Origin of the sequence: Bacillus sp. LB7 (assembly GCF_030449715.1) — a bacterium.
In the GTDB taxonomy this organism is placed as follows: domain Bacteria; phylum Bacillota; class Bacilli; order Bacillales; family Bacillaceae; genus Bacillus; species Bacillus paralicheniformis.
In genome coordinates this window covers 35372-60888 of record NZ_JASGCA010000001.1, presented here as the reverse complement: position 1 = coordinate 60888, position 25517 = coordinate 35372, and the positions used below count along the sequence as shown (strand labels likewise).

General features: G+C 45.9%; 31 protein-coding genes and 1 riboswitch. Of the genes, 8 read left to right on the top strand and 23 right to left on the bottom strand.

Annotated elements, in window-relative coordinates; translation table 11 throughout:
• Positions 1–8: 8 nt before the first annotated feature.
• From spoIIIAE to QMZ64_RS00330, 10 genes are all read right to left on the bottom strand, one after another.
• On the bottom strand, positions 9–1214 hold the full coding sequence (gene spoIIIAE, locus QMZ64_RS00375) for a stage III sporulation protein AE (RefSeq protein WP_301441071.1): 1206 nt from the start codon (positions 1212–1214) through the stop codon (positions 9–11).
• Positions 1215–1236: 22 nt separating this feature from the next.
• Complete coding sequence (gene spoIIIAD, locus QMZ64_RS00370; RefSeq protein ID WP_256164082.1) at positions 1237–1632, bottom strand: stage III sporulation protein AD; 396 nt, start codon at positions 1630–1632, stop codon at positions 1237–1239.
• A gap of 12 nt (positions 1633–1644) precedes the next feature.
• The gene (gene spoIIIAC, locus QMZ64_RS00365; protein ID WP_003183409.1) at positions 1645–1851 is read right to left on the bottom strand and encodes a stage III sporulation protein AC; all 207 of its coding nucleotides are present in this window, start codon (positions 1849–1851) and stop codon (positions 1645–1647) included.
• Positions 1852–1873: 22 nt separating this feature from the next.
• Positions 1874–2389, bottom strand: coding sequence for a stage III sporulation protein SpoIIIAB (gene spoIIIAB / locus QMZ64_RS00360; protein WP_075752397.1), 516 nt, complete (start codon positions 2387–2389; stop codon positions 1874–1876).
• A complete protein-coding gene (gene spoIIIAA / locus QMZ64_RS00355; RefSeq protein WP_301441070.1) occupies positions 2383–3306 on the bottom strand; it encodes a stage III sporulation protein AA in 924 nt (307 codons plus the stop codon). Before spoIIIAA ends, spoIIIAB begins: the two co-directional genes overlap by 7 nt.
• A 91-nt stretch (positions 3307–3397) precedes the next feature.
• Positions 3398–3679 carry a YqhV family protein gene (locus QMZ64_RS00350; protein ID WP_003183412.1) on the bottom strand — a complete coding sequence of 94 codons (282 nt, stop codon included), beginning with the start codon at positions 3677–3679 and terminating at the stop codon, positions 3398–3400.
• A gap of 162 nt (positions 3680–3841) precedes the next feature.
• Entirely contained in the window at positions 3842–4399 is a 558-nt protein-coding gene (efp, locus tag QMZ64_RS00345; protein WP_020452147.1) for an elongation factor P, read from the bottom strand.
• Positions 4400–4430: 31 nt separating this feature from the next.
• A complete protein-coding gene (locus tag QMZ64_RS00340) occupies positions 4431–5492 on the bottom strand; it encodes a M24 family metallopeptidase (protein WP_301441069.1) in 1062 nt (353 codons plus the stop codon).
• Between the two features lie 15 nt (positions 5493–5507).
• On the bottom strand, positions 5508–5945 hold the full coding sequence (gene aroQ / locus QMZ64_RS00335; protein ID WP_020452149.1) for a type II 3-dehydroquinate dehydratase: 438 nt from the start codon (positions 5943–5945) through the stop codon (positions 5508–5510).
• 79 nt (positions 5946–6024) lie between these two features.
• Positions 6025–6561 carry a YqhR family membrane protein gene (locus tag QMZ64_RS00330; protein WP_165427543.1) on the bottom strand — a complete coding sequence of 179 codons (537 nt, stop codon included), beginning with the start codon at positions 6559–6561 and terminating at the stop codon, positions 6025–6027.
• Positions 6562–6812: 251 nt separating this feature from the next.
• Between QMZ64_RS00330 and QMZ64_RS00325 the strand changes: the two genes are divergently transcribed.
• Both QMZ64_RS00325 and QMZ64_RS00320 read left to right on the top strand, forming a co-directional pair.
• Entirely contained in the window at positions 6813–7766 is a 954-nt protein-coding gene (locus tag QMZ64_RS00325) for a DUF1385 domain-containing protein (protein ID WP_301441068.1), read from the top strand.
• A 38-nt stretch (positions 7767–7804) separates the two neighbouring features.
• Positions 7805–8191 (top strand): SA1362 family protein, encoded by a 387-nt coding sequence (locus QMZ64_RS00320; RefSeq protein ID WP_265626353.1) that lies wholly within the window; start codon positions 7805–7807, stop codon positions 8189–8191.
• Here the strand turns inward: QMZ64_RS00320 and QMZ64_RS00315 are convergent.
• The 3 genes from QMZ64_RS00315 to QMZ64_RS00305 all read right to left on the bottom strand — a co-directional run bounded on the left by QMZ64_RS00315 (position 8188) and on the right by QMZ64_RS00305 (position 10551).
• On the bottom strand, positions 8188–9063 hold the full coding sequence (locus QMZ64_RS00315; protein ID WP_020452153.1) for a patatin-like phospholipase family protein: 876 nt from the start codon (positions 9061–9063) through the stop codon (positions 8188–8190). The two genes, QMZ64_RS00320 and QMZ64_RS00315, sit on opposite strands and share 4 nt — an antisense overlap.
• Positions 9064–9194: 131 nt before the next feature.
• Positions 9195–9623 (bottom strand): transcriptional regulator MntR, encoded by a 429-nt coding sequence (mntR, locus tag QMZ64_RS00310; RefSeq protein ID WP_020452154.1) that lies wholly within the window; start codon positions 9621–9623, stop codon positions 9195–9197.
• 91 nt (positions 9624–9714) lie between these two features.
• Entirely contained in the window at positions 9715–10551 is an 837-nt protein-coding gene (locus tag QMZ64_RS00305; RefSeq protein WP_265626350.1) for a lipoate--protein ligase family protein, read from the bottom strand.
• Between the two features lie 181 nt (positions 10552–10732).
• Between QMZ64_RS00305 and QMZ64_RS00300 the strand changes: the two genes are divergently transcribed.
• The gene (locus QMZ64_RS00300) at positions 10733–11119 is read left to right on the top strand and encodes a rhodanese-like domain-containing protein (RefSeq protein ID WP_020452156.1); all 387 of its coding nucleotides are present in this window, start codon (positions 10733–10735) and stop codon (positions 11117–11119) included.
• 156 nt (positions 11120–11275) lie between these two features.
• On the opposite strand, the gene QMZ64_RS00295 is transcribed toward QMZ64_RS00300, so the two are convergent.
• From QMZ64_RS00295 to gcvT, 6 genes are all read right to left on the bottom strand, one after another.
• Positions 11276–12160 carry a glycine betaine ABC transporter substrate-binding protein gene (locus tag QMZ64_RS00295; protein WP_301441067.1) on the bottom strand — a complete coding sequence of 295 codons (885 nt, stop codon included), beginning with the start codon at positions 12158–12160 and terminating at the stop codon, positions 11276–11278.
• Complete coding sequence (gene opuAB, locus QMZ64_RS00290; protein WP_165427547.1) at positions 12160–13014, bottom strand: glycine/proline betaine ABC transporter permease subunit OpuAB; 855 nt, start codon at positions 13012–13014, stop codon at positions 12160–12162. The genes QMZ64_RS00295 and opuAB overlap by 1 nt, the downstream gene beginning before the upstream one ends.
• On the bottom strand, positions 13014–14270 hold the full coding sequence (opuAA, locus tag QMZ64_RS00285) for a glycine/proline betaine ABC transporter ATP-binding protein OpuAA (RefSeq protein WP_165427548.1): 1257 nt from the start codon (positions 14268–14270) through the stop codon (positions 13014–13016). Before opuAA ends, opuAB begins: the two co-directional genes overlap by 1 nt.
• A gap of 362 nt (positions 14271–14632) precedes the next feature.
• Positions 14633–16090 (bottom strand): aminomethyl-transferring glycine dehydrogenase subunit GcvPB, encoded by a 1458-nt coding sequence (gene gcvPB, locus QMZ64_RS00280; RefSeq protein WP_301441066.1) that lies wholly within the window; start codon positions 16088–16090, stop codon positions 14633–14635.
• On the bottom strand, positions 16083–17429 hold the full coding sequence (gcvPA, locus tag QMZ64_RS00275; protein WP_243943161.1) for an aminomethyl-transferring glycine dehydrogenase subunit GcvPA: 1347 nt from the start codon (positions 17427–17429) through the stop codon (positions 16083–16085). The genes gcvPB and gcvPA overlap by 8 nt, the downstream gene beginning before the upstream one ends.
• A 30-nt stretch (positions 17430–17459) precedes the next feature.
• Entirely contained in the window at positions 17460–18554 is a 1095-nt protein-coding gene (gcvT, locus tag QMZ64_RS00270) for a glycine cleavage system aminomethyltransferase GcvT (RefSeq protein ID WP_301441065.1), read from the bottom strand.
• Positions 18555–18799: 245 nt separating this feature from the next.
• Positions 18800–18904, bottom strand: a riboswitch (glycine riboswitch).
• 244 nt (positions 18905–19148) lie between these two features.
• Here gcvT and QMZ64_RS00265 point away from each other — a divergent pair.
• The 4 genes from QMZ64_RS00265 to sinR all read left to right on the top strand — a co-directional run bounded on the left by QMZ64_RS00265 (position 19149) and on the right by sinR (position 22365).
• The gene (locus QMZ64_RS00265; RefSeq protein WP_243943158.1) at positions 19149–20828 is read left to right on the top strand and encodes a DEAD/DEAH box helicase; all 1680 of its coding nucleotides are present in this window, start codon (positions 19149–19151) and stop codon (positions 20826–20828) included.
• A gap of 6 nt (positions 20829–20834) precedes the next feature.
• Positions 20835–21629, top strand: coding sequence for a YqhG family protein (locus QMZ64_RS00260; RefSeq protein WP_265626343.1), 795 nt, complete (start codon positions 20835–20837; stop codon positions 21627–21629).
• A gap of 190 nt (positions 21630–21819) precedes the next feature.
• On the top strand, positions 21820–21996 hold the full coding sequence (sinI, locus tag QMZ64_RS00255) for an anti-repressor SinI (protein ID WP_243943156.1): 177 nt from the start codon (positions 21820–21822) through the stop codon (positions 21994–21996).
• A 33-nt stretch (positions 21997–22029) separates the two neighbouring features.
• On the top strand, positions 22030–22365 hold the full coding sequence (gene sinR, locus QMZ64_RS00250; protein ID WP_006637528.1) for a transcriptional regulator SinR: 336 nt from the start codon (positions 22030–22032) through the stop codon (positions 22363–22365).
• Between the two features lie 104 nt (positions 22366–22469).
• Here the strand turns inward: sinR and tasA are convergent, their stop codons facing one another.
• The 3 genes from tasA to tapA all read right to left on the bottom strand — a co-directional run bounded on the left by tasA (position 22470) and on the right by tapA (position 24646).
• Positions 22470–23264: a biofilm matrix protein TasA gene (tasA, locus tag QMZ64_RS00245; protein ID WP_265626340.1), complete on the bottom strand. Its 795-nt coding sequence runs from the start codon at positions 23262–23264 to the stop codon at positions 22470–22472.
• A gap of 72 nt (positions 23265–23336) precedes the next feature.
• Positions 23337–23921 carry a signal peptidase I SipW gene (gene sipW, locus QMZ64_RS00240; RefSeq protein ID WP_075752363.1) on the bottom strand — a complete coding sequence of 195 codons (585 nt, stop codon included), beginning with the start codon at positions 23919–23921 and terminating at the stop codon, positions 23337–23339.
• Positions 23918–24646: an amyloid fiber anchoring/assembly protein TapA gene (gene tapA / locus QMZ64_RS00235; protein WP_265626339.1), complete on the bottom strand. Its 729-nt coding sequence runs from the start codon at positions 24644–24646 to the stop codon at positions 23918–23920. The genes sipW and tapA overlap by 4 nt, the downstream gene beginning before the upstream one ends.
• Before the next feature lie 277 nt (positions 24647–24923).
• On the opposite strand from tapA, the gene QMZ64_RS00230 reads away from it, so the two are divergent.
• Positions 24924–25244, top strand: a complete 321-nt coding sequence (locus QMZ64_RS00230; protein ID WP_165427557.1) for a YqzG/YhdC family protein — start codon at positions 24924–24926, stop codon at positions 25242–25244.
• Positions 25245–25272: 28 nt separating this feature from the next.
• On the opposite strand, the gene QMZ64_RS00225 is transcribed toward QMZ64_RS00230, so the two are convergent.
• On the bottom strand, positions 25273–25455 hold the full coding sequence (locus QMZ64_RS00225; protein ID WP_020452171.1) for a YqzE family protein: 183 nt from the start codon (positions 25453–25455) through the stop codon (positions 25273–25275).
• Between the last annotated feature and the right edge of the window lie 62 nt (positions 25456–25517).

Here is a 25517-nt window from a genome sequence, read left to right as displayed (position 1 = left end):
ATCCCTCCCTACTTCATCATCATCGTCAGATTCCCCGCTGTAATGATCACGGTTAAGCTTAAAAAAAACATCAGCGAAACGATGGCCATGGCCGCGAAAATATAGATGACGCTTTTGCTGATGACGTCCAGGCAGCTGATCACCGGACCGCCTCCGAGAGGCTGGAGAACGGCTGCGGCAATTTTATATATGAGCGCGAGGGAGAGGATTTTGATCGCGGGAAAGGCTGCGATGCAAATCAAGATCGCCACGCCGAGTATCCCGACGGTATTTTTCAGCAGGAGAGACGCGCTGATCACCGTGTCCGTCGCTTCGGTAAACATGCGGCCCAATACGGGGATGAAGTTTCCGGTGATGAATTTGGCCGTCCGCAAAGTAATGCCGTCCGTCACTGCGGCTGAGGCGCCCTGAACCGAGATGACACCGAGGAACACGGTTAAAAATGCAGCCAGCGTGCCGATCGCCGCATTTCTGAGGAGCTGGGCCAGCTGTGTGACTTTATACTGGTCCGTCATCGTACTGACAATGCTTAAAATCGCTGATAAAAACAAAAGCGGCAGCACGATATATTGGATAAACAAGCCGCTCGTGTTCATGAGAAAGAGAATGACCGGATGAAAAAATGCGGCTGAGGCGGCTCCTCCCGAAGTCGCCATCAGCGCTAGAAGCAGAGGTACGAGCGACAGGATAAAGCTTGTCATCGTCTGGATCGCTTCATTCGCATATGTGACGGCAACCCGAAAGCTGTTGAGCGCAAGAATGATCAGCACCATATAGACAATTGCATACGCCACTTTGCTGACGGTGCTTTGCTGAAATGCGTTTTGCAAAAGCTGAAGCAGCACGCAGAAGATGGTCAACAGGATCAGCGTCCCGAGCAGTTTCCCGTTAGCCAGCACTTCATGAAACAAGTAAGAGAACAGCGCTTTGCCCCATTCCTCAGGCGAAAAGTGCTTTTCACCTTTGACAAATTCAAGCAGGCTTCCTTTTTGACTTTCGGGAAGGTGTCCCCCATACTCAGTCAAAATGTTGTTCCAGAACTCCCCGACCCGGTCGAGCTCCAAACCTTCAGCCTGCTCTCTGGCCATCGCTTCAGCCGATTCTTCCGCGGCGGGTTCCCCAGCCGGCTCCACTTCTTTTGGCGAAGCTTGTACATCACGCGCTCCAAAGCATACGATTCCGATGATCAAGAGCCAGAACAGAAAACGCTTCACTCAGGGAAATCCTCCTTTCTGACTAAGACATGGAAGGGATGAGTCCGATGATCGTTTCGATAATGACGGTTAAAATAGGCACAGCCATGACTAAGATGAGGATTTTGCCTGCCAGTTCTATTTTTGAAGCAATCGCACCCTGTCCGGCATCCTTCGTCAGCTGGGCGCCAAACTCCGCTATATAAGCAATCCCGATAATTTTCAAAATCGTTTCGACATACATCATGTTGATGTTGGCATTGGCAGCTATTTTTTCAATCATTCGAATGATTTCGTAGACTTGATCGACTAAGAATAAAAAAATCGTGCATCCGGCAAAAACGACAATCATAAAAGCAAACGTCGGTTTTTGCTCTTTCACAATCAAGCTGAGGAAGGTGGCGATCATTCCCAATCCTACGATTTGAACGATTTCAATGAGTGAGCCCCCCTATCCTTGAAATAGAAAGACAGCTTTTATCTTTTGGAACAGATCATCGACAACAGTAGCCACCATGAACAATATATAAATGAATCCTAAAAGCGTGACCCATTGGGCATATTCCTTCTTCCCCATTTGATCCAGTATGGTGTGAAGAAAAGCGACGACGATCCCGACGCCGGCAATTTGAAAAATAATATTTACGTCTACTCCCATTTCGTGTATGCTCCCCTCTTCATTACATCAATAGAAGAATCAGCAGCAGTCCCGACAAGAATCCAAGGCTCTTCACCATTTTTTCATTTTTCGCCTGGGCGAGATTTGCTTCAGCTTCCTCTGTCTCTAAATGGGTTAACGCCAGTTTGATATGTTTTTGCTGAGAAATCAGATCATGACGGCCAAGCGTTTCGCCGAATTGCCGTAAAATCTCGTATTCTTTCTTTTTGAGAGCCGTTTCGGGCCATACTTTCTCCAAGCTGTCTTCCCATGCCGTCCCCGCTGAAGCGCTGCCTTTTTCCAGCTGTTCTGCAAATGTCTGAAACAAAGAAGCTATCGGTCCGGAAACCTGGTGTGCGATCTGCTTTGATGCCTGAAGGAGCGGTGTGTGCCCGTACATGATTTCAGCCTCTAAAGACTGCAAAGCGGCCAGCAGCTGGCGGATTTGCTTCGGTCTATCCCTGAAAGGCTTCGCCATTTCAAAACCTGTCCATGTGGCTGCTGCCAAAATAAGCACGGCACCTAAAAGCTTCAGCATGATAACATCCTCTTCGCCGCGCCGAGCGGCTCTCCGTTCCCGTTTAAGATGCGGCTCAGGCTGCCGGGACCGTTCTTTCTGGAAAGTTCCACGATTCTCTCAAATACCCGGTGCTCCTGAAGCATTTTCAATGATGGACGCCTGGCCATATCGGCATATGTGCAGCCGTGAGCCGAAACGATGACAGACACCCCCGCATGGACCGCTTCCAAGAGCGCTTCTGCATCTTCCATTCTTCCGATCTCATCGGCGATCATGACCTCCGGACTCATCGATCTGATCATCATCATCAGGCCTTCCGCTTTTGGACAGGCGTCAAGGATGTCTGCCCTGTCGCCGAGTCGATATTGCGGGATGCCGTTTACACAACCTGCGATTTCAGACCTTTCGTCAACGATTCCCACTTTTTTGGCAGGCGCGTTGCCGCTTCCTGAACTGATCAGCCTGGCGAGATCTCTGAGCAGTGTTGTTTTTCCGGTTTGCGGCGGACCGATGATCAGCGTGTTCAGCCACGAGTTTTGAAATAAATGAGGGACATACGGTTCGGAAATGCCGATTTTTTCTTTGGCAATGCGGATATTAAATGATGATATTTCTCTGATTCCTTTGACTGCTCCGTTTTCGACGACAACCCGGCCGGCAAGCCCCACGCGGTGTCCGCCTCTGATCGTGACATATCCTTTTTTCAATTCCTCTTCCAGTGTATACATGCTGTAATTTCCCAGCCTGTTTAAAAGAAGCGCCGAGTCTTCAGGTGTCGCCGCATAAGGGAGAAAGCGCGGCTTTCCTTTGTTCACCAGTTCGAGCGGACGACTTGTCCGAATCCGAATTTCTTCTATCTGATTGATTTCATGGTCGCCAAGACCGCTGAGCGCGCGTTTGATCGTATCGGGGAGAATCTCTGTGATGTGATGCAAAAACACTCCCTCCTCTTTTTGCTTGTCTTCTATAAAAATGTATGATCAAAGGAAGACATTATGACAAGTCGGTCTCTCTTATCATGTGTCACTATTTATAGATCCCCGCGATGATCAACACCACTCCCATAAAGATCAAAATCAGCTTTGCGTAAGAAAGCTGCCCTGCAATCTGATAGATGCCGATTGTCATTGTAATAATAAAGATGAGCGGCCCGACCATCGCAAGCACGCTGTTGACCGCCACGGCTTTTCTGACGTCATTTGTCAAAAGCATCACAACAGCCGCCGTCAGTTCGATCAAAGATGATACCACCCTTAACGCCGCCATTGTCAAAACCGTCGGATTGACTTGTCCAAAGAAAAGCTTCATGATCTTAAACCTCCAGTAACACTTCCTCTTTTTTTACAATCTATGCTCTCCATTGAAAAAGTAGTCTTCCGATTTTTCTATTTGGCCTGTGAGAGGTAAAAGATTTCAGACAGCAAAAAAAGAGCCGGCTTCATTGAAGCCGGCTCTTTCCCGCTGTTACTCTTATGCTCTTGATACGTAAGATCCGTCAGAAGTATTGACAACAAGCGTATCTCCTTCGTTTACGAAGAACGGCACGTTGACAACAAGGCCTGTTTCTGTTTTTGCCGGTTTTGTTCCGCCTGAGGCTGTGTCGCCTTTGATGCCCGGTTCTGTTTCAACAACTTTCAGTTCGACCGTATTCGGAAGTTCGATTCCGATCGTCTCTGTCTGATACATCATGATGTGGACAGACATATTTTCAAGCAGAAATTTGAGCTCGTGTTCGATTTGCTTCTCGTTCAGCTCAAGCTGCTCGTAAGATGTCGTATCCATAAAAACGTGCTGGTCGCCGTTGGCATACAAGTACTGCATCGTTTTCGTTTCAATTTGGGCGCGCGCCACTTTTTCACCTGCGCGGAATGTTTTTTCCTGAATCGCGCCTGTACGAAGATTTCTCAGTTTGGAGCGGACAAATGCCGCACCTTTTCCCGGCTTAACGTGCTGGAAATCAACAACGCGCCAGATGCCTCCGTCTACTTCAATCGTTAATCCTGTACGAAAATCGTTTACTGAAATCATGATTATCCTCCTATTGCTCCAATCAAACGGATTATAAAATAATTAATTCTTTCGCGGAATGGGTAAGGGATTCATTTCCTTCCTCTGTCAGGACAATATCATCTTCTATCCTGACCCCGCCTTTGCCCGGTATGTAAATTCCCGGTTCAACCGTTACAACCATGCCTTGTTCAAGCATCTGGTCCGAACGTGCTGAAAGCGCCGGACTTTCATGAACTTCCATGCCGAGGCCGTGGCCTGTTGAATGGCCGAAATACTCGCCGTAGCCTTGTGAAGATATGTAGTCCCTTGTATAAGCGTCAGCCTGTTTCCCGGTGATTCCCGGCTTGATGCTGCGCATGCCGATAGCCTGCGCCTCAAACACGGTTTGATAAATGCGTTTCAGCTCATCATCCGGCTCTCCTACCGCGACCGTACGCGTTATGTCCGAGCAGTAACCTTTATAGTAAGCCCCGAAGTCCAATGTCACAAGGTCGCCTTTCTCAATCGCTTTGCCGCTTGCCACTCCGTGCGGCAGACTTGAGCGTACGCCTGATGCCACGATCATATCGAAGGACGAATGATCCGCTCCCTGGCTCCGCATGTAAAACTCGAGCTCATTGGCGACTTCAATTTCGGTGATGCCGGGCTTTATGACCGTCAGAATATGGCTGAATGCATCATCTGCAATCTTTGCAGCTTCCTTTAATATCTTAATCTCTTCACTAGACTTAATCAAGCGCAACTTTTCCACAGATTGAGAAACAGGAACGAGTTCAGCTGCGCCAAGCTGCTCTTTGTAGGCGGCATACGTTCCGTATGTCATTTTATCCTGTTCAAAACCGATTTTGTTTATCCCCATCTCTTTGATCACTTCGGCGGCCTTTTGAACGATTCCGCCGGCATGCTGAACAATGTCAAAGCCTTTGATTTGATCTTTCGCCTGTTCTGTATAGCGGAAATCTGTAATAAAGACTGCTTTGTCGCCGGAGATGACCGCCAGTCCTGAAGATCCGGTAAATCCGGTGATGTACCGCAGATTAACGCTGCTCGTCACCAAAATCCCGTCAATGCCCAAACCGCCGAAAAGCTCTCTCAATTTGTTTAGTTTCATTGTCCACTAGTCCCCCTATTTGTTATTTGCGTTCATAAAATAACAGATGGCCAGCTTATAACCTTCAAAGCCGAGTCCCGTGATCTGGCCTCTTGCAACCGGAGCGATGACCGAGCGGTGCCGGAACTCTTCCCTCGCATGAGGGTTTGAAAGATGGACCTCAATCACCGGTATGCTGATTGCAGCAACCGCATCGCGGATGGCATAGCTGTAATGGGAGAAAGCCCCCGGATTCAAGACGATTCCATCGTATTGTTCCTCTGCCTCATGAAGAGCATCAATCAGGTCCCCTTCGTGGTTTGATTGAAAAAAAGTCAATTCAATCTGAATGCCTTCGGCAAATTGAAAAAGTTTTTGCTCCAAATCCGTTAATGTGTCTGTACCGTATACATCGGGTTCGCGTTTTCCAAGCCGGTTTAAATTCGGTCCGTTCAATATTAAAATATGCGGCAACTCTGCCTCCCCCTTCTCATCACGCAAAAAAATGTCCACTTACAGTGAACATTTTATCATATTGCTTCCTGATCAGACACTATTCTCTTGTTTCTCCAAGGGCCCGCGTCAGCTTTTCAGAATTGAGCTCATTGTATTCAAACGAAATCGAATAGCCGACGAATAAACCGTAAAGCAGGTAAATGCAAAGCGTCGTCACAACCGTTTCCCTCTTTAATTCAGCCACAGTCTGAACATCTGGGAACATCGGATTGAACAGGTAAAACACGACTGCCCACAAAACGGCTCCATATACAATGCCTGCCCACATGCCTTTGACCTGCTTCAAAGTGCCGTAGTAAAGCAGGGCAGCCCCAATGGAAATAACTCCGATCAGCAGGATGCTGATAAACGTCCCGAGAAATCCGTTTTTCCAATCGCCGATGACAAAAGGCTGGAGAATCATGTTTGCATTGACTTCGGAGAACTTAAAAAGGTACGCCAGTTCACCGAGTGCACTCCAAAGCACTCCGCCGACAAAGCCAGTCGTGATCACCCTTCCGATGAAAGTCATCGGAGCTTCACGCTTATTTTGCTCAAGCTCTTCCGGCTGTTTTTGATTGTCTTCATTACCCATACAGTCCAGATCACCTCCATTTCCAGTATGTCCAAAAACAGCCTCGCCAACATCCGCTTTCCCGGATTTTTAAGATCCGAGTGTAAAAAGCATGAAAAAGGGTATACTTTAATTAGATTTGGCATTGTAAGAGGTTCGATTTTCTTAAATTTTTGAGCCCGTCAATCTAGAGGTTTCAGCGTTTTTCCTGTACAATAGGTGTAAGGAAATGGTTAATGTACTCATAGATTGATACAGATAGGTTGATGCAAATGTCAAATCAAACAAAACAGCCCGCATACGGAGGGCAGGCTGTCGTCGAAGGCGTTATGTTCGGCGGCAGGCGCCATTATGTAACCGCGATCCGCAGAAAAGACGGAAGCATTGAATTTTTCAAGCTGCCTCGGAAAACCAATCCGGCGCTTGAAAAATTAAAGAAAATTCCTTTTCTCAGAGGGATTATCGCGATTATTGAAGCAAGCGCGAACGGCATCAAGCACTTGAATTTTTCGAGCGAACGCTATGACCTCGATCCTTCTTTAGACGATCAATTGAAAGAAGAGAAGCCGTCCAAGCTGACGATGATTTTTGGCCTCGCCGCAGTCGGCGTCCTGTCTTTTTTGTTCAGCAAGTTTATTTTTACGCTCGTGCCCGTTTTTTTAGCGGAGCTCACCCGTCCGGTCTTTCAGTCGGACGTCGCGCAGATTATGATCGAAAGCTTTTTTAAGCTGCTCCTTCTCTTAAGCTATATTTACGCCATATCTTGCACTCCTTTTATTAAAAGAGTTTTTCAATATCACGGAGCAGAACACAAGGTCATAAACTGTTACGAGCAAAATCTGCCGGTCACGGTTGAAAACGTTCAGCGGCAGTCAAGACTGCACTACCGATGCGGAAGCAGCTTTATTCTATTCACCGTCATCGTGGGCATGTTTGTTTACTTGCTTGTTCCTACTGACCCTCTCTGGGTACGTATTTTGAATAGACTCGCACTGATACCCGTCGTTCTCGGCATTTCATTTGAAGTTCTGCAGCTGACAAACAAACTGAGAGACATCCCCGTATTGAAGGTGCTCGGCTATCCGGGTTTGTGGCTGCAGCTTTTAACAACGAAAGAGCCGTCTGACGATCAGGTGGAAGTGGCCATCGCAAGTTTCAATGAGCTTCTTCATATGGAGACCAAAGCAGAGGACGAACAGAAGGAACCTTCTAATATCGTAATGTAATGCAACGAATTGGTTAATTTTTTGGGAGGTGGACAGTTATGAAGCAACGCGTACATCCTGTCTCAGCTTTAATTATTGCGTTTGGAATTTTTGGGTTTGTCTATTTCGCCGTCACAAGTCCGGGCCGCCTGCTCCAATACTTGGTTGTTTTTGCAGCGGTCGGCGCCATCATTTATTTCGTGATCAGGCGCATTTCCAATCGCGATATGGGCAGTGAAGGAGCCGCTTTTAAGAAAGCAGCCAAGCAATCCAACAAGCGTTTTCAGGATCACAAAAAACGCTCTGTAAAAGGCAAGGTTAATCATCTGAGAAGCGTACCGTCTATCAATAAATCGAAGCCGGTATTGGTGAAGAAAAAAAGCCAGACTCAGCTGACAGTGATTGAAGGCAAAAAAAGCAAAAAGAAAAACAGGGCTTTCTTTTAAAACGTCCACTGTTTCAAAAATAATTCTGTTCGTTTTTTTCCTAGCTCGATTAGAGCTAGTTTTTTTTCTGCCGACATCGCGAATTCAGTCGACAGGACTTCCTCCACAGGTAAAAAAATGATGTTCCGCTCATGTTTTGTGGCAATGTGCCTGGCGTCATGTGCCTCTTTCATCGTCTCAAACAGCGCCCCGAACAGTTCGAACGCATTTTTAATCGTTTTCTTCGGCCTTTCTTTTTCATTGGGCATCAGCGTGATGCCCAATACCGGCCGTTTTTTTTCTGTTGTAAACAGCCACATCGGAAAATTGCTCAGAACTCCGCCGTCTACGACAACGCTGATGCCGCTGGAGGACTTGAGCTTCACCGGCTCAAAAAAATAAGGAATGCTGCAGCTCATCCGGACCGCCCTGGCAACGGAAAAACGTCTTGGATTTAAGCCGTACCTGTTTAAATCGTCAGGCAGCACAAGCATCTTGCCATTCGATAAGTCGGAGGCGATCAACTTCAGTTTTCCCTGTTCAAGATCCCCGAACACTGAAATGCCCTTCGCTTTCAACTTTTCGGAAATCCAGTTTTCCAGTTTATCTCCTTTATATAAACCGAGCCGCCAATAAATCGATGCCCATTGCAGCATTTTCAAAGGCAAGAGTGAAAATCTTGGGTCAAGGAGCTCGCTTTCATTTAATTCTTCCATCATTTGACGGATCTCCGCGCTTGTATAGCCGGCCGCGATAAACGAGGCAATAATCGAACCGGCACTCGTTCCGGCCAGCCTTTTAAATCGGAAGCCCCGTTTCTCAAGCGCCTCGTACGCTCCCACGAGTGCAATCCCTTTCATGCCGCCGCCTGAAAAAACCCCGTCGATGTACATCGCGATCTCCCTCCCTTAAAAGATGGCTTTACACCATTTTAAGAAACGGCCCGAAAAAAAAGACCATGAGACAAAGCGGCAGACGGAAAAACTGACACTGAAAGAGAAAAGCCGCCGATACCCGGCGGCTTTTATTGATTTTCCTGTTCGTTTCTTTTTTGGACGCTTCTCAAATCGTCGATTCTTTTGCTGTCGTCTTCAAAATACTGCACGAGATCTCCGACACGATCAATGCTGTTCCAGCTTAAATGATGCTCGATTCCTTCCACATCATCATAAATTTTCTCTTCGTCAACACCAATGATTCGTAAAAACTGCTCCAATAATTCATGTCTGTATACTAAACGCTTGCCTATTTTCTTCCCTTTAGGCGTCAGCACGAGGCCGCGATACTTTTCATAAATCAAATATTCGTCTTTATCGAGTTTTTGAACCATTTTTGTAACCGAGGAGGGATGGACGGCCAGAGCTTCGGCTATATCTGAGACCCTTGCATATCCTTTTTCTTCAATCAGCATATAAATTTGTTCTATGTAATCTTCCATACTCGGTGTTGTCATCAAATCCCTCCAAATCACACCTATTCAAATCATAACAAGTTTACACTATGTGCATGTAAAAAACAAGCAACGGGATAACGTTTTCACCCGATTACCTTCTATAATTCCATTCATCTGCCGCATACTTCGTCATGGCGAGATCGGCGACAAATGCCGTTTCCTCTTCTGTCAGTTCATAAGGCTCCAAATGAATGTTAAGCCCTTTTTCGAACCCTTTTTTAAAAGCTTCGCTCGCTTCTTCAATCGTGACTTTTTCTTTTGCCAGCTCATTGATGGCGACCGCTTTTTGTTTGAAGTTTCTCTGCATACGCTCTCTGAGGCGGTCATTTTTGTAAATAAACAAATCAAAGAGCTTGTCCTCATCCAGATCAAGAAGGATCGAACCGTGCTGGAGAATGACTCCTTTCTGCCTCGTCTGGGCGCTTCCGGCCACCTTTCTGCCTTCGACAACGAGCTCGTACCACGACGGCGCGTCAAAACAAACGGAAGATCTCGGGTTTTTCAGGCTCTGTTTCTCTTTTTCTGTTCTTGGGATGGCGAAATACGCATCAAGTCCCAGCTCTCTGAAGCCTTCAAGAATACCTTCTGAGATGACCCGGTACGCTTCCGTCACCGTCTTCGGCATTTCCGGGTGTTCTTCAGACACAATAACACTGTAGGTCAGCTCTTGATCATGGAGCACGCCTCTTCCGCCGGTCGGCCTTCTCACAAAGCCTAAACCGTGTTTTTTGACGGCATCCAGATTGATTTCTTTTTCGATATTTTGGAAATAGCCGACTGAAAGCGTCGGCGGATTCCAGCCGTAAAAGCGGATGGTCGGCGGAATCTTATTTTCGCTGTGCCAATAAAGGAGCGCCTCGTCAAGCGCCATATTAAAAGCGGGATCCTGTCGTCCCGAATCGATAAAACGCCATATTTCTTTTTCCATAACCTACCCTCTTTTTCTTTGGTATAAAATAAGTCTACCATTCCCTCTTAAAATTGAAAATAAATTCGGCGAATCAGATGACAGATTTCTGAGGCTTTACTATAATAGTATTTGTCTTAACATATCGTTAAAAATCTCCCGCTTAACAGACGGGATGAATTCAAAAAGGAGTCGGATCAGATTGTCTACCAGCAGCATTATCATTCTCTTGATTTGCGCCGCGCTCATCATCTACGCGGTCGTTTCATACATCTATCAGCAGCGCATTATGAAAACCTTGACAGAAGAAGAATTCCGGGCCGGCTATCGCAAAGCGCAGCTCATCGATGTGCGCGAGCCGAACGAGTATGAAGGCGGCCACATTTTGGGCGCGAGAAACATTCCGCTTTCACAGCTTAAGCAAAGAAAAAGCGAAATCCGTCCTGACAAACCGGTTTACCTGTACTGCCAAAACAACGTCAGGAGCGGAAGAGCCGCCCAAACGCTCCGCAAACACGGCTGTAAGGAGATTTACAACCTGAAAGGCGGGTTCAAAAAATGGGGCGGGAAAATTAAAACGAAAAATTAATAACCGCAGCTGTCTCCAGTTGCAGCCAACATCCTAAAGCGTCTTCACGTTTTAGGATGTTTTTTTAGCATATCCGGCAGTCAATCAAAACAGGCGGGGGCGGTTGACGTTTCAGATAAAAATAAGCCGGCGAAATGGTTTCGCCGGCTTTGTTCGTTATTTTTTCAAGTCTTCGATTGAATTGACATCTTTCATGTATGTCGGAACGACAAGGCCAATTTTTACGCCTGTCATGCTTGTACCGATATCTTCGTATTTGCCTTTATATTTTTCAGCATATGTTTTATGTGTTTGCGGCAGCCATGCAGCAAGTGAAGCATCGACGCTTCCATTTGCAATTCCAGTCCACATCGGGCCTGCTTCTACTTGGCTGAGCGTCACGTTGTAACCTAAGTCTTCAAGAACTTTTGCGATGACATTCGTGCTCGCAATTTCACTGTCCCATGCTACATAGCCGAGCTTAATTTTTTCGCCGTCCGCTTTATCGACGCCTTTTGTCCATTTCTTAACAAGGTCTTGATGTTTTTTTACGAAATCTGCTGCAGCTTCCTCCGCTTTTTTGCCTTCCTGAACGGCAAGCATGACTTCTCCCATATCATCCTCTGTCCAGCTGAATTGGCTGAGCAGCTTGTGTGCGCCCGGATGGTCGTCCTTGAATCCTTTGCGCGTAACAGTATGGATTTCTTCGGCATCGCCGTAAGAACCTTTTGGATCTTTCAAGTATTTGAGATCGTATTTTGCAAACATCCAATGCGGTGTCCAGCCCGTAATGATGATCGGATCTTTTTTATCGTAAGCTTTTTTCAATGCGGCTGTCATCGCTGAGCTTGAGCCTGATGTTACAGTCCACTTGCTGAGATCGTAATCCTTAAGCGCCTGGTCCGTTGCATTCATAATGCCCGCTCCAGGATCAATGCCGGTAATTTTATAACCGACTTGATCGCCAACTGACGCGTTTTTATCATTATTGCTGCTTCCGCAGGCAGCCAGACCCAATGTCAGTACTGCCGCAGTGCCGATTCCCGCTATCTTATTCCACATTATGCATTCCCCCTGCTTTTTTTCAATTTTATATTTTGTGTAACCCGGTCAAGTACGATCGCAATAATAACAATCGCAAGCCCGGTTTCTACACCGGTACCCGTTTGCAGCTGTGTAACAGCCCGGTAAACTTCTTCTCCAAGTCCAGGTGCACCTACCATGGATGCAATAACGACCATTGACAACGCAAGCATGATGCTTTGATTGATACCGGCCAGAATGGTTTTTGTCGCGAGCGGCAGCTGCACTTTAAAGAGCCGCTGGCTTGTCGTTGAACCAAATGCTTCTGTAGCTTCAATCAGATCTTCCGGCACCTGCTGTATTCCTAAGATCGTCATCCGGATTGTCGGAGGCATCGCAAAGATAACGGAAGCGACAACACCCGGCACAACCCCGATATTGAAAAAGAAGATGGCCGGAAGCAAATAAACGAATGCCGGCATCGTCTGCATTAAGTCAAGGATGGGCGTAACGATTCTCCGAACCGTTTTCTTTTGTGAGCCCCAGATTCCGACCGGAATGCCGATAATGACAGAAATCAGAACGGATGTGACGACAAGCGCCAATGTCTGGAGCATGGCGTCCCAATATCCTAAATAATCAATGATTAAAAATCCGATTAAAGTAAACAGCGCAATGCCTCTTTTGCTGATCAGCCAGACGAGCGCGGCAAAGATAACGGTTAAAATAACCGGCGGAACAATACCCAGGCCTTGGACAATCGCATCAACAAACGATTCCACTCCGCTGGCAATTCCGTTAAATACCCCGCCGAACGACACCGTCAGCCAGTCAACAAACTGATCGATCCAATCGGCTAAAGGAATGCGGGGAAGCGATGATAAAGTAAACATTATCTCACCTCCTGAACAACAGTTTCATGAGCTGGTTCATGATCTGAATGTGCATTAATATACCGGTCATTTCCGGCAAGCGCTCCGATTAACGCGCCTTTGACGATGATCCCTTTCATCCGCTGTTTTTCATCGACGACAGCAATCGGGATGCTGGCATCAGAGACCAATTCAAAAATATCCGTCAGGACCGCATTCTCTTCCACGGTTGTAATGTCTCTTGAGATGACGCTCTCCAGCGTCTGGCTTTTTTCGGCTGCTTTTTTAGCTGTTTCAGCATCAACGGAGCCGAGGAGCCTATTGTGTTTGTCAACGGCATAAATCGAGGAAATCCCCAGGTTTTTCATCAGCGTCAGAGCGACGCGCGGCCCTTTGTCTGCGCGTACGGTTTCAGCGCGTTTCATAATATGGCCGGCTGTCAGCACTTTAGACAAGTCGACATCTTCAACGAATTTTTCAACATATTCGTTTGACGGGTTCATTAAGATCTCTTCCGGCGTACCGATTTGAACGATGTTTCCGTCTTTCATCAATGCGATTCGATCGCCGATTCTCAGCGCTTCATCAAGATCATGAGTGATGAAAATAATCGTTTTGCCTACTGATTCATGCAAATCGAGGAGTTCATCCTGCATATCCTTGCGAATCAGCGGGTCAAGCGCGCTGAACGCTTCGTCCATCAGCAGAATGTCCGGATCATTCGTCAATGCGCGGGCAAGCCCGACGCGCTGCTGCATTCCGCCGCTCAGCTGATCCGGATATTGCTGTTCATATCCTTCAAGACCGACAAGCTTTAATGATTCCATAGCTCTTATCCGGCGTTTACTTTTATCGACTTTTTGCAGTTCCAATCCGTACTCTGTGTTTTCAAGAATCGTTTTGTGCGGAAACAGAGCGAACTTTTGAAAGACCATGCTGATTTTTTTCCGGCGTATTTCCCGAAGCTGGTCTTTGGACATATTTGTTATCATGTCACCATCTATGTACACATGTCCTGCAGTCGGTTCAATCAGCCGGTTTAAAAGCCGCACCAAGGTTGATTTACCGCTCCCTGATAGACCCATGATGACAAATATCTCACCTTCATACACGCTAAAATCCGCTTGGTTCACCCCGACGGTCGCCCCGGTTTCTTTCAGAATTTCTTTTTTGGTTTTGCCATCGGCAAGCAGCTGCGTTGCTTTCTTTGCATTTTTCCCAAAAACTTTGGACACTTTTTCTACTTTTATCTTGATTGGATTTTCGTCTGAATTCATATTTCTCCTCCCGTATGAAGCAATCTAATATACCGTAACATTTATGTAACATATGAGACAAACGGCATATTCGCTGTCATTTTGTATCATACCTTCATATTCATCGTTATCACTCTCTACCCTTGTGAATCCTTCTAAATGCTCCATAATCCTCTTCTTTCAAGGTAAATTAAACCATTATCTTTCAATAAAACATTGAAACTATCACGTTTTGCAATGTAATTTTTATTTTCAATTTTAAATTTGATGAATTTACTATTTAATACGGGAGAAATCCTTCTCATTCAATTAGTTAATCGCTTACATAAAGATGTTATGTTTCACAATAAAAAAACCGGCGACATCGATCCGCCGGCTTCTCATCATTTTTCATAACGCAGCACGGGCTTCCGCGCGGCTTTTGTTTCATCCATGCGTTTTACAACGGTTGAATGCGGTGCTTCCTGAACGACTTCAGGCGTTTCCTCCGCTTCTTTTGCGATCTGGATCATCGTATCGATAAACGCATCGAGCGTTTCTTTCGACTCTGTTTCTGTCGGTTCAATCATGATGCATTCCTCGACATTGAGCGGGAAATAGATGGTTGGCGGATGGAAGCCGAAGTCCAAAAGCCGCTTTGCGATGTCAAGCGTCCTGACTCCCAGCTTTTTTTGGCGCCTTCCCGACAGCACAAATTCGTGCTTACAGTGCCGGTCAAACGGCAGATCGTAGTATGGAGCAAGCTTTCTCATCATATAATTGGCATTTAAAACGGCGTTTTCCGTTACTTCTTTGAGCCCGTCCGGCCCCATTGAACGAATGTACGTATAAGCTCTCACATTGATCCCGAAGTTTCCGTAGTAAGGTTTCACCCTGCCGATCGAATGCGGACGGTCATGGTCAAAGGTATAGCGGCCGTCTCTTTTCACCAGCACCGGCTTCGGCAAATACGGAATCAATTCCTTCTTGACGCCGACAGGGCCTGATCCAGGTCCTCCGCCTCCGTGCGGTCCTGTAAAGGTTTTGTGAAGGTTCAAATGGACGACGTCAAATCCCATGTCACCCGGCCTTGCTTTGCTGAGTACGGCGTTTAGATTCGCTCCGTCATAGTACAGCTTTCCTCCGGCTTTATGGACGATTTCAGCCATTTCTAAAATATTTTCTTCAAAAAGGCCGAGCGTGTTTGGATTGGTCAGCATTAACGCGGCTGTTTCTTCATCTACGACACGCTTTAAATCTTCGAGATCAACAAGGCCGTCGTCATTCGATTTGACGGTGACCGTTTCAAATCCGGCAACAGTCGCAGACGCCGGATTTGTGCCGTGGGCCGAATCAGGAACAATGACCTTCGTCCTTTTATGATCGCCGTTTGCCTCATGGAACGCGCGGATCATCATCAGCCCGGTCCACTCGCCGTGCGCACCTGCAGCCGGCTGAAGGGTGACTTCATCCATCCCCGTGATCTCTTCCAAATGCTCGCTCAAGTCGTACAAGAGTTCCAGCGCTCCCTGCACGGTCCGTTCATCCTGGAGCGGATGGATCGCAGAAAAACCCGGGATTCTCGCGATTTTTTCGTTAATCTTCGGATTGTACTTCATCGTGCATGAACCGAGCGGATAAAAGCCCGAATCCACTCCGTGGTTGCGCCTTGATAAAGCTGTATAATGGCGCATAATATCAAGCTCAGACACTTCGGGGAGATCTGCCGGTTCGTCTCTGAGATACGCTTCATCAAGGACATCTGTCACATCTGTTTCAGGGATGTCAAGCTCAGGAAGGCTGTAGCCGACCCGCCCTTCTTTTGATACTTCAAAAATAAGCGATTGATCCTGTTTATTCATGGCGATCCCCCAATTCATTCATGAGTGTATCTATTTCCTCTCTTGTTCTGAGCTCTGTCACGGCAATCAGCATGTGCTGTTTTAAATCCGGATATGAAGCGCCGAGATCGTAGCCTCCGATCATATTTTTCTCAAGCAGGCGTTCATTCGCTTTTTCGACAGGTTCATTGAGCCTGACGACAAACTCGTTGAACATCGGCCCGTCAAACACGACTTCAAGACCGGCCCGTTTAGCTGCTTCTTTTGCATAAGCCGCTTTTTGCAGGTTCTGCCATGCGATTTCCTTGACGCCTTTTTTGCCGAGCGCCGTCATGGCGACTGATGCGGCAAGTGCATTGAGCGCCTGATTGGAGCATATATTTGATGTTGCTTTATCCCGTCTGATATGCTGCTCGCGTGCCTGCAAAGTGAGAACGAATCCCCTTTTCCCGTTTTCATCTTCCGTCTGACCGACGAGACGGCCAGGCACTTTTCTCATCAATTTTTTGGTGACGGCAAAGAATCCGCAGTGCGGACCGCCGAAAGCGGCCGGTATTCCGAACGGCTGGGCATCCCCGACAACGATGTCAGCTCCCAATGCCCCGGGCGGTGTTAAAAGCCCGAGAGCCAGCGGATTGGCGGAAACGATGAACATGCTTTTCCCTTTATGGGCGATCGGTTCAATGTCTTTCAGCGGCTCGATTCGCCCGAAAAAGTTAGGGTATTGGACGATCACTGCTGCTGTATCTTCGCAGACGGCTTCATCAAGAGCCGCAAGATCTGTTGTTCCGTTTTTGGCAGGGACTTCTACCACGTCGATGTACTGTCCTTTCGCATACGTTACTAAAACCTCGCGCGATTCGGGATGGACGGTTTCCGAAACGACGATTTTTTTCTTTTTTGTATGTCCTGAAGCAAGCATTGCCGCTTCGGCTAATGCCGTTCCCCCGTCATACATCGACGAGTTGCTGATATCCATGCCCGTCAGCTCGCAAATCATCGTTTGAAATTCAAAGATCGCCTGGAGCTCCCCTTGAGAAATTTCAGGCTGATACGGTGTATAAGCCGTGTAAAATTCCGACCGCGAAATCACGTGGTCCACGATGACGGGCTGGTAATGATCGTATACGCCCGCTCCCAAAAAAGAGGCGTACGTCACTGTATCTTTATTTTTAGCCGCGAGTTTCGTCAGCTCTTTTGTGAGTTCAGTCTCGGACTTCGCCTTTTTAATCTGGTATTCCCCTTTAAATCTGACGCTTTCGGGTATATCGGAAAATAGCTCGTCGATCTTCTCGACTCCAATTGCCTCAAGCATCTCCTTTTTATCCTGATCTGTAGCTGGCAGGTAACGGTGCTTCATCTTCAGTCTCCTTTCACGGCCTTGGCAAACTTACGGCTGCCGTTTGTAAAATGGGGTTTTCACGATTTTCGCTTTCAAACGCTTATTTCTGATTTCCACTTCAACGACGGTGTCGAGGGCGCAGGCTTCTTTTTTCAGCAATGCGAGGCCGACGTTTTTCTTTAAGGTCGGCGACTGTGTGCCGGTTGTCACCTCGCCTGCTTGTTCGCCTTGATAATAGACGGCGTATCCGTGCCTTGGAATGCCTTTATCGATCATTTCGAGGCCGACGAGCTTTCTGTCCGCTCCATGTTCCTTTTGGCTTGCCAGGACGGCTTTTCCGAAGAAATCCCAGGCTTTGTTTGTTTTGACGGCGAATCCGATGCCGGCTTCGATCGGTGTAATGTCTTTTGAGAGCTCCTGTCCGTACAGCGGCAGCTTCGCTTCAAACCTCAGCGTATCCCTCGCCCCGAGGCCGCACGGCACCAATCCCGAATCCTTGCCCGTTTCAAGGAGCAGCTTCCAAATGTAGGATGCATCTTCACTCCGGCAGTAAATCTCAAAGCCGTCCTCTCCCGTGTATCCCGTTCTGGACACAAGCGCCTGCACGCTGCCGATCGCCGCATCATCCCTGAACGTAAACGGCTTTAACCCGGCAAGATCGCTATCTGCGACCTGTTTTAAAATCGCTTCGGCCTTCGGTCCTTGAAGGGCAAGCAGCGCAACCTCGTCAGACACGTTTCGAACCGAAACGTCTCCTTCTTGGTGCTTGTTCATCCACTCGACGTCTTTGTCGATATTGGCTGCGTTAATGACGAGCATGTAGACATTGGCCGCTTTTTTATAGACGAGGAGATCGTCGATCGTTCCGCCGTCTTCATAGCACATGGCCGTATACTGGGCACCGCCTTCTTTCAGCGTCGAAACATCGTTTGTCAACAGTTTTTGCAAAAACGGAAGGCTGTCTGTTCCTGTGATTTCGACCTCCCCCATGTGTGAGACGTCAAAAAGCCCCGCTTTCGTCCTGACGGCTTCATGCTCCTCTTTAATTGAAGAAAATTGAACAGGCAGTTCCCAGCCGCCAAAATCAATCGTTTTTCCGCCATATTCCTTATAAAGGTCAAATAAAGGCGTTCGTTTAAGCATTCTGCTTCCCCCTTCGCTTTTCAAACTAAAAACAAGTTTGCCAATCATCAGAAAACAAGAAAGATTCCAACGCCATCCGGATGGTTCCGCCGCTTTGGACGGCACAAAAAAGGACAGAGAAGCCCCTTTGTCAGTTCTGAGGCTCTCTGTCCTGGCACCTGAAAGTTTACTTTGCATCAAAAGCAAAGATGTCCCCTTTGGTGGTTTGCTAAAACATCATATGATACAAACTCTCTCCAGAGTTGCGTCAAGCAAGAGTTCTTTTGCCTGAGAGATTCACTGTTTCCCCAGCTTGCTCCTTCGGCGCCGCTTTTAGGTTTCCCGCTACCGGTCTCTCCCCTTGCTGTCATTCGCTCATATTCATTTCTTTTCATGGACATACTATATAAAGCTTATGATTTTTTTACTGATGATCTACAAATATCCTACCATCATCACAACAATTGGGCAACAGGAAAAATCATTAACAATTTATTATTTCAAAATAAGAATGTTCGTGTTTTGTTTATTTGTTAGCAAAATCCGTTTTTTTCACGCAAGATTTTCTTTTAAAAAAGAACATTTGAACCTCAGAAGAGAAAGGCGGCATTAGTGATGAGACCAGACATTCATTTCGACAACGAGTGGCCGGAACAGTTCAAAAAGCACCTTGATGAAGACGGACCGTGGGCGAATTGGGAGCTTTACAAGCTTTCCTGTGAAGTGCAGAAAAGGCTTGCGATTCCGACGTTTGAAGGCTTGCAGGCCCCTTATCACCTCCCAGGCTTCACCCCGCTTCCCCATCAGCTTGAAGTCGCCCGGAAGGTAGTCGAGCAGATGAACGGAAAAGCCATCTTGGCGGATGAAGTGGGCCTCGGCAAAACGGTCGAGGCTGGGCTGATATTAAAAGAATACATGATTCGCGGGCTGGCCAAGAAAATCTTAATCCTCGTCCCCGCCTCGCTCGTCTCGCAATGGGTGAAGGAACTTCGGGAAAAATTTTTAATTCCGGCCGTGGAACAGAAAAAAAGCTATGTCTGGGAGCAGTGCGATGTTGTCGTCTCCTCCCTTGACACGGCAAAGCGGTCGCCGCACAGGGAGACAGTTTTGTCGATCCAGTATGATGTGGTGATTATTGATGAAGCTCATAAACTGAAAAACAATAAAACAAAAAATTACGAGTTTGTCCGCAGCTTAAAGAAAAAATATTGCCTGATGCTGACGGCGACGCCAATCCAAAACAAGATCGACGAAATATTTAATCTCGTTTCCCTGCTAAAACCCGGACACTTGGGAAATGAAAGCAACTTCAACAAAGATTATACAAAACAGATCAATTCAGCTGAAGCGCATGAACGCTTGAAATCCCTTATCAATAAAGTCATGATCAGAAACAGACGGCATGATACCGGCATTACCTGGACGAAGCGCCATGTCGAAACCGTGCCCATTTCCTTTTCTCCTACAGAACAGGCTTTGTATGACGAGATTAAAAAGCTGAAGACAAGTCATCAGCATTCATCAAGCATGTTCTCAATCATGACATTGGAGCGCGAATGCTGTTCAAGCAGAGAAGCTGTCTATATGACGCTGAAAAACATGCTTGACCGAAAGGATCGCGAAGCGCCGGTGATCTCTGAACCTGTCATCCACCATTTGATCGAAAAGGTCAACGAGGTCGCGCAAAATTCAAAAGCGCTGAAAGTTGTTGAACTCATTCAAGAACTCGATGACAAAGTCATCATCTTTACTGAATACAGGGCGACGCAGATTTATCTGCAATGGTTCCTCCAGCAGAACGGCATCAGTTCTGTACCGTTCAGAGGCGGATTTAAAAGAGGAAAGAAAGACTGGATGAAAGATTTGTTCAGGGGCAAAGTTCAAGTTCTGATCGCGACTGAAGCAGGCGGCGAAGGGATCAACCTTCAATTTTGCAATAAAATCATCAACTATGACCTTCCGTGGAACCCGATGCGTCTCGAGCAAAGGATCGGCCGGATTCACCGGCTCGGCCAGGAACGCGATGTTTACATTTACAACATGGCAACAAAGCATACCGTAGAAGAGCATATTTTAAAGCTTCTCTATGAAAAGATCCATTTGTTCGAAAAAGTCGTCGGAGACTTGGATGATATTTTAACAAAAATCGAGGTCGGCAATTTTGAAGACCACCTTCACGACATTCTCTTTTACTCCGCAACAGACGAGGAAATGAAGATCAAAATGGAAAACTTAACCTCTTTCATTTCATACGGAAATGAAGCCGATTCAAACCAAAAACAGATCGGAGGCTAAAATCAAATGCGTCAGGAAGAAATATACCTGTTTTTAGAACGCTTTTTCATCGCAAACAGCTGCACGATCATCGACAAGAGTTCAGGCCACATGACCGTGCAGCTGACTGTTGAAGTCGATAAACAGATTATGAACAGGCCGTTTTACTGGCACTGGCTCGAAAAGACGGGGGGAGAGCCTAATCCGATGAAAATCACGCTGATCACGAATGAAGACGAGGCCCCTTCCGATATCGAAGGTGAGTTTATTCATTTTGGATCACCAAGACTTTTTCAAATTTTCCAGGCCGTGCAAAAAAACGGCAAATTTATTCGCCTTTATGAGAAAATCCGTTCCGATGGACCCCATATTTCCCTGGAACCGTGGCTCGGCATGAATGTGACGATCTCGTACCAATCCGACATGAAAAAAGATAAGCTTTTGTCTCTCGGCCTTCATTTAATCAGCGGTCAGCTGGTCGAATCGTTTCAAGAACAAATGGAGGCCCGCGAGCTCTCTTCACAGATCTCTGACTACTGCTACACGATGTCGCCGTTGATTAAGCCGGAAAGCGGCATTAAACGGCTTGAGCGCTATATCGAACAGGCGGCCAGAAGCGAGCCGCTTGATTGGGCTGAAGCTTCCCTGAAACGTTGGAATAACGACCTGTCACTTTTAAACCAATTTTATGAGGATACTGAAGAAAAACCGGAGGAATACGAAATTGAGAAAAAGGCACTCCAAACGCTTTACGAACCTAAAATCGATATTAAAGTTCAAAACGGGGGGTTATTTTACTTGCACAAAAAAAATTCAGGATAATTTTTCCGATTCGACACCATTCTTGTTTTTATTCAGCGAGCTGGACTTATAATAGAACTAAAGAGATAGGAGGAACTTTCGTAACACCATTTGGACAAGGTTGGTAAAGTGTTGAGTCTCGGGGTTTATCTTTGTTTATCACAACACGGTTGTCTGAAATACATAATCAAGTATTTTGGGGGGGAAATGTATGAATAAAGATAAAAATGAGAAAGAAGAATTGGATGAGGAGTGGACAGAACTGATTAAACACGCTCTTGAACAAGGCATTAGTCCAGAGGATATACGTATTTTTCTCAATTTGGATAAGAAGTCTTCAAAACCTTCCGCATCAATTGAAAGAAGTCATTCAATAAATCCTTTCTGAATGTGCTATAATATCGAAAGGAAGGTGATGACATTGATTGGCCAGCGTATTAAACAATATCGAAAAGAAAAAGGCTACTCACTATCTGAACTAGCTGAAAAGGCTGGGGTAGCGAAGTCTTATTTAAGTTCAATAGAAAGAAACTTGCAAACAAACCCCTCCATTCAATTTCTAGAAAAAGTCTCCGCTGTTCTGGACGTCTCGGTTCATACCCTGCTCGATGAGAAAGATGAAACCGAATACGATGGTCAATTAGATAGTGAATGGGAAAATCTAGTTCGTGACGCTATGGCATCAGGGGTTTCTAAAAAACAATTTCGAGAATTTTTAGATTATCAAAAGTGGAAGAAAAGACAGGAAAAGGAGTAAGGGAAACATATCTTACTCCCTTTGGCATTTTTTACGCTGAATAAGCCGATTCCTCATGAACATAAAAAAACGGATCATATAGATCCGTTTTTTAAATTGCACCATTATTTATCTTCACTGTGCGCTCTTTCGTTCTCTTTTACATAACCTTTTTCATCGGCATGTTTTTTGCCGTCGATTGTCAAGCCGTTCCATTGAGTACCTTCGAATGAGAAGTCAAGCTGCACAGAATCTCCTTGATATTTGTTCTGTACCATTCTGCCATTGGCGTCTGTTGTTTTGTCATTGACGAACTCAATCACCAATTGAACTTTGTCAAAGTCATATGGATCTTTTGGAATGCCGTCGTATTCAGGCGCCGTTTTTCCATTGATTGTCGCTACATTGATTTTGCCATTGTCATGCAGAAACTCTGGCTGGATTGCTTTTTTCACTTTTTCATACGCAGCCTTATCTTTTTTCGCGGACATATTGTACAGATCATAAAGGTTGGCTTCATCTAAAATGATGTTTTTAGGATAGCCGTTTCCGCCTTCAACTCCGACAGTCAGAACGCTGACTTTAAATTGTTTCAGGAAGTCTTCAGCAGAGTTCTTCCCGCCGTTTTTCGTGTTTCCGTCAACGAAATTGCTGTACCCAAGCTGCATAAGCACTTCTTTAATCGCAAGTGATCCGTCATTTTTGAATTCGAAATCTTTAGTGAATTTGTCGCCAGGTTTTAAGTTGGACAAGTTCACCCTTGCAGATGTATCTTTCGCATTCAGGTCAAGCGTACCTGCTGCATAAGTTGCTTGAGTTGTTTCGATGTCGTTAAACGCAGCCCAAGTTCCTCCTCCTACTAATGCCAGTCCAAGCGCAGCAGACGCAACGCCTAATCCGAGTTTTTTCTTTGTACCCATTGATAACTCCTCCTTTTATAATAAGAAAATCTGTATATATGGAGACCTGAATGTTCAGGTGACCAACGAAGATTACATGGAAACTGATTGATCTTTCCCGGCGGCTTCAATTGCTTTAGTTTTTTGGTCAATCTCTCTTAAAGCCGCGGATACAGTAATCACTGCATAAAGAATCAACAAGAGTCCCGGCACGATCAGCAATATGGCTGTGCCGATCGGTTTACTTGCAAAATCCAGCAAATACCCGGCATACGGAACCGTAATGCCCGAATACTTAGCGACAACATTTTCCGCCAGCACCGGATCGGAATCAGGGTTTTGGTTATTGTCACCCTTTGTTTTAAACATGAGATTTGATTTATTTTTTGTTATACCGATAATTCGGTGGGTAACCATGGTGTTTTCGTCTTGCATGAATGTAATGATATCTCCCTTTTTCAAAGACCCGGGATTTTCAATCTTTTGAACGGCTATCACAGAACCTGTTTTAAACTCCGGCTCCATCGAACCGGATAAAACCGTTTTCAATTGATAGCCGAAGAGTTGCGGCTCTCCGCCGGACGACTTTGTCGAAATCACGACGATGACCGCGGCGATGATGAGTGTGAAAATAATCACATATAAGATATTGCTGACCCATTTCATCACATGTTTCATGACGCTTCCCCGCTTTCTAATGAATTTTCTTCTTTTCTATTTTCTTTATCTACGGATTCACTGCTCTTTGGTGTTTTCTCTATGTCCTGTTCAGACTTTTCCCGTGTTTCTGTCTGTTCTGTTTGCTTCGGCTTTGCTGAAGCTTTTTTAGGCGGCTTCGGTGTTTCTTCTTTGCAGTCTTGAAGCTCCATCACATTTGACCAAATGAAAGGCTTGCCTTTTTTCACATCGGGATGGCCTTCGGGCTTAATCAGTTTAAAAGCGTAGAGCCCTCCTTTTGCCGCCCGCTTTGACTCTATCCGGTAGATGCTCTTTTCGGCTTCTTTTTTGAACGCGCCTTTATCGATCACAGTCCCGTCTTCTAGCGGCTTTCTGGCACTGCCGAGTTTATGAAGCTCCCACTTCCATTCAGAGTCGGCGATTTGGCTGCCGCGGTTTTTATATTCTGCAAACAATGTCAGCGGTGCACAGACCGTACCTTTCGTCTTTGTCTGTTTTTGAAGCTTCAAATTGCTCCCGTCCCACTGTTTCTCATCTTGAGGAAATGATGAGGCCGCTTTCATTGTCATGCTGTATGTTTCCACATCGTGAAATGATGCGTTTGTATGCTGTGACAGCTGACTCCCCAATCCAATTAAAAGATAAATGATCAGCAGCGTTTGAAAAACGATGATGTTTTTTCCGGCTCTTTTTCGGCATCTCCTAGTTCGAGATAATCGGATCATGACTACCCTCCTAGCGAGTATGTAATGACTTTATTCGCTCGTTCGTTTTAAAGAACTTGATAGTTAGAGTATAAAGAACAAACGTACCATTTGAAAACTATCAAAATAGTCGATTAAGTTCGTTTTACAGAACATTTTCGTTTAATTCCTCAAAAAATCTCTCAAATTCTCATCTTTTCGAAAAGTTTGAAGTTCTTTATAAAGTACATAATTTCTTCTTCATTTTTGTATAAACACTGTTGACAAGGAAAAAATAGGATAGAAAGGATGATGACCCGTGCTGAAAAACGTCATGTTATGCTCTTTTTTGCTGCTTGCAAGCATTGGGCCGCTCAATGCCCATGCGGCGGCTTACGAAACAGCCCGCATGTCTAAGTGGGAAGAAAAAGCGGTTGAGGAAGCAAAAAAGAGGTATCCGGAAGCAGAAGTGCGTCTCACGAAAAAAGTATGGGATCGAAAGCGGGCGGATGAAGCGGTCAAACAATATCATGTCACATTGAGTGAAGGAAATAAAAATTTCGGAGTGTTTGTCACCATTTCATTTGAACCTGCGACACACAAAATCAACAAAGTCGTCGTTGTGGAAGAATATAAATAAGCCGCTTTGCAGTGAAAGCGGCTTGTCTTTATTTATGCCGTTTAAAAAACATAATACAGCCAAGAGGAAGAATGCCGAACCATTGATATATCCTGGACGGCGGCTTTGATTCTTTGCGTTTTTCTTTCATTTCTTTTCTTTCCTGCTTAGGCGTGTCCATATATTTTACGAGCTGTTCCGTCATATATTTAACATAATCGTTCGTTTTCATCACATCACCTCTTGGGGAGTTCTGTCAGTTGAAGTGTTGTCATGCGAATCTTTTTTTATACA

Excerpts from the sequence above, each read along its gene's own strand:
- spoIIIAC (WP_003183409.1), bottom strand. The coding sequence starts at position 1,851 with ATGGGAGTAGACGTAAATATTATTTTTCAAATTGCCGGCGTCGGGATC.
- spoIIIAB (WP_075752397.1), bottom strand. The coding sequence starts at position 2,389 with ATGCTGAAGCTTTTAGGTGCCGTGCTTATTTTGGCAGCAGCCACATGG.
- QMZ64_RS00350 (WP_003183412.1), bottom strand. The coding sequence starts at position 3,679 with ATGAAGCTTTTCTTTGGACAAGTCAATCCGACGGTTTTGACAATGGCG.
- efp (WP_020452147.1), bottom strand. The coding sequence starts at position 4,399 with ATGATTTCAGTAAACGATTTTCGTACAGGATTAACGATTGAAGTAGAC.
- QMZ64_RS00340 (WP_301441069.1), bottom strand. The coding sequence starts at position 5,492 with ATGAAACTAAACAAATTGAGAGAGCTTTTCGGCGGTTTGGGCATTGAC.
- QMZ64_RS00330 (WP_165427543.1), bottom strand. The coding sequence starts at position 6,561 with ATGGGTAATGAAGACAATCAAAAACAGCCGGAAGAGCTTGAGCAAAAT.
- QMZ64_RS00325 (WP_301441068.1), top strand. The coding sequence starts at position 6,813 with ATGTCAAATCAAACAAAACAGCCCGCATACGGAGGGCAGGCTGTCGTC.
- QMZ64_RS00320 (WP_265626353.1), top strand. The coding sequence starts at position 7,805 with ATGAAGCAACGCGTACATCCTGTCTCAGCTTTAATTATTGCGTTTGGA.
- QMZ64_RS00315 (WP_020452153.1), bottom strand. The coding sequence starts at position 9,063 with ATGTACATCGACGGGGTTTTTTCAGGCGGCGGCATGAAAGGGATTGCA.
- mntR (WP_020452154.1), bottom strand. The coding sequence starts at position 9,623 with ATGACAACACCGAGTATGGAAGATTACATAGAACAAATTTATATGCTG.
- QMZ64_RS00305 (WP_265626350.1), bottom strand. The coding sequence starts at position 10,551 with ATGGAAAAAGAAATATGGCGTTTTATCGATTCGGGACGACAGGATCCC.
- QMZ64_RS00295 (WP_301441067.1), bottom strand. The coding sequence starts at position 12,160 with ATGTGGAATAAGATAGCGGGAATCGGCACTGCGGCAGTACTGACATTG.
- opuAB (WP_165427547.1), bottom strand. The coding sequence starts at position 13,014 with ATGTTTACTTTATCATCGCTTCCCCGCATTCCTTTAGCCGATTGGATC.
- opuAA (WP_165427548.1), bottom strand. The coding sequence starts at position 14,270 with ATGAATTCAGACGAAAATCCAATCAAGATAAAAGTAGAAAAAGTGTCC.
- gcvPB (WP_301441066.1), bottom strand. The coding sequence starts at position 16,090 with ATGAATAAACAGGATCAATCGCTTATTTTTGAAGTATCAAAAGAAGGG.
- gcvPA (WP_243943161.1), bottom strand. The coding sequence starts at position 17,429 with ATGAAGCACCGTTACCTGCCAGCTACAGATCAGGATAAAAAGGAGATG.
- gcvT (WP_301441065.1), bottom strand. The coding sequence starts at position 18,554 with ATGCTTAAACGAACGCCTTTATTTGACCTTTATAAGGAATATGGCGGA.
- QMZ64_RS00265 (WP_243943158.1), top strand. The coding sequence starts at position 19,149 with ATGAGACCAGACATTCATTTCGACAACGAGTGGCCGGAACAGTTCAAA.
- QMZ64_RS00260 (WP_265626343.1), top strand. The coding sequence starts at position 20,835 with ATGCGTCAGGAAGAAATATACCTGTTTTTAGAACGCTTTTTCATCGCA.
- sinI (WP_243943156.1), top strand. The coding sequence starts at position 21,820 with ATGAATAAAGATAAAAATGAGAAAGAAGAATTGGATGAGGAGTGGACA.
- tasA (WP_265626340.1), bottom strand. The coding sequence starts at position 23,264 with ATGGGTACAAAGAAAAAACTCGGATTAGGCGTTGCGTCTGCTGCGCTT.
- sipW (WP_075752363.1), bottom strand. The coding sequence starts at position 23,921 with ATGAAACATGTGATGAAATGGGTCAGCAATATCTTATATGTGATTATT.
- tapA (WP_265626339.1), bottom strand. The coding sequence starts at position 24,646 with ATGATCCGATTATCTCGAACTAGGAGATGCCGAAAAAGAGCCGGAAAA.
- QMZ64_RS00225 (WP_020452171.1), bottom strand. The coding sequence starts at position 25,455 with ATGAAAACGAACGATTATGTTAAATATATGACGGAACAGCTCGTAAAA.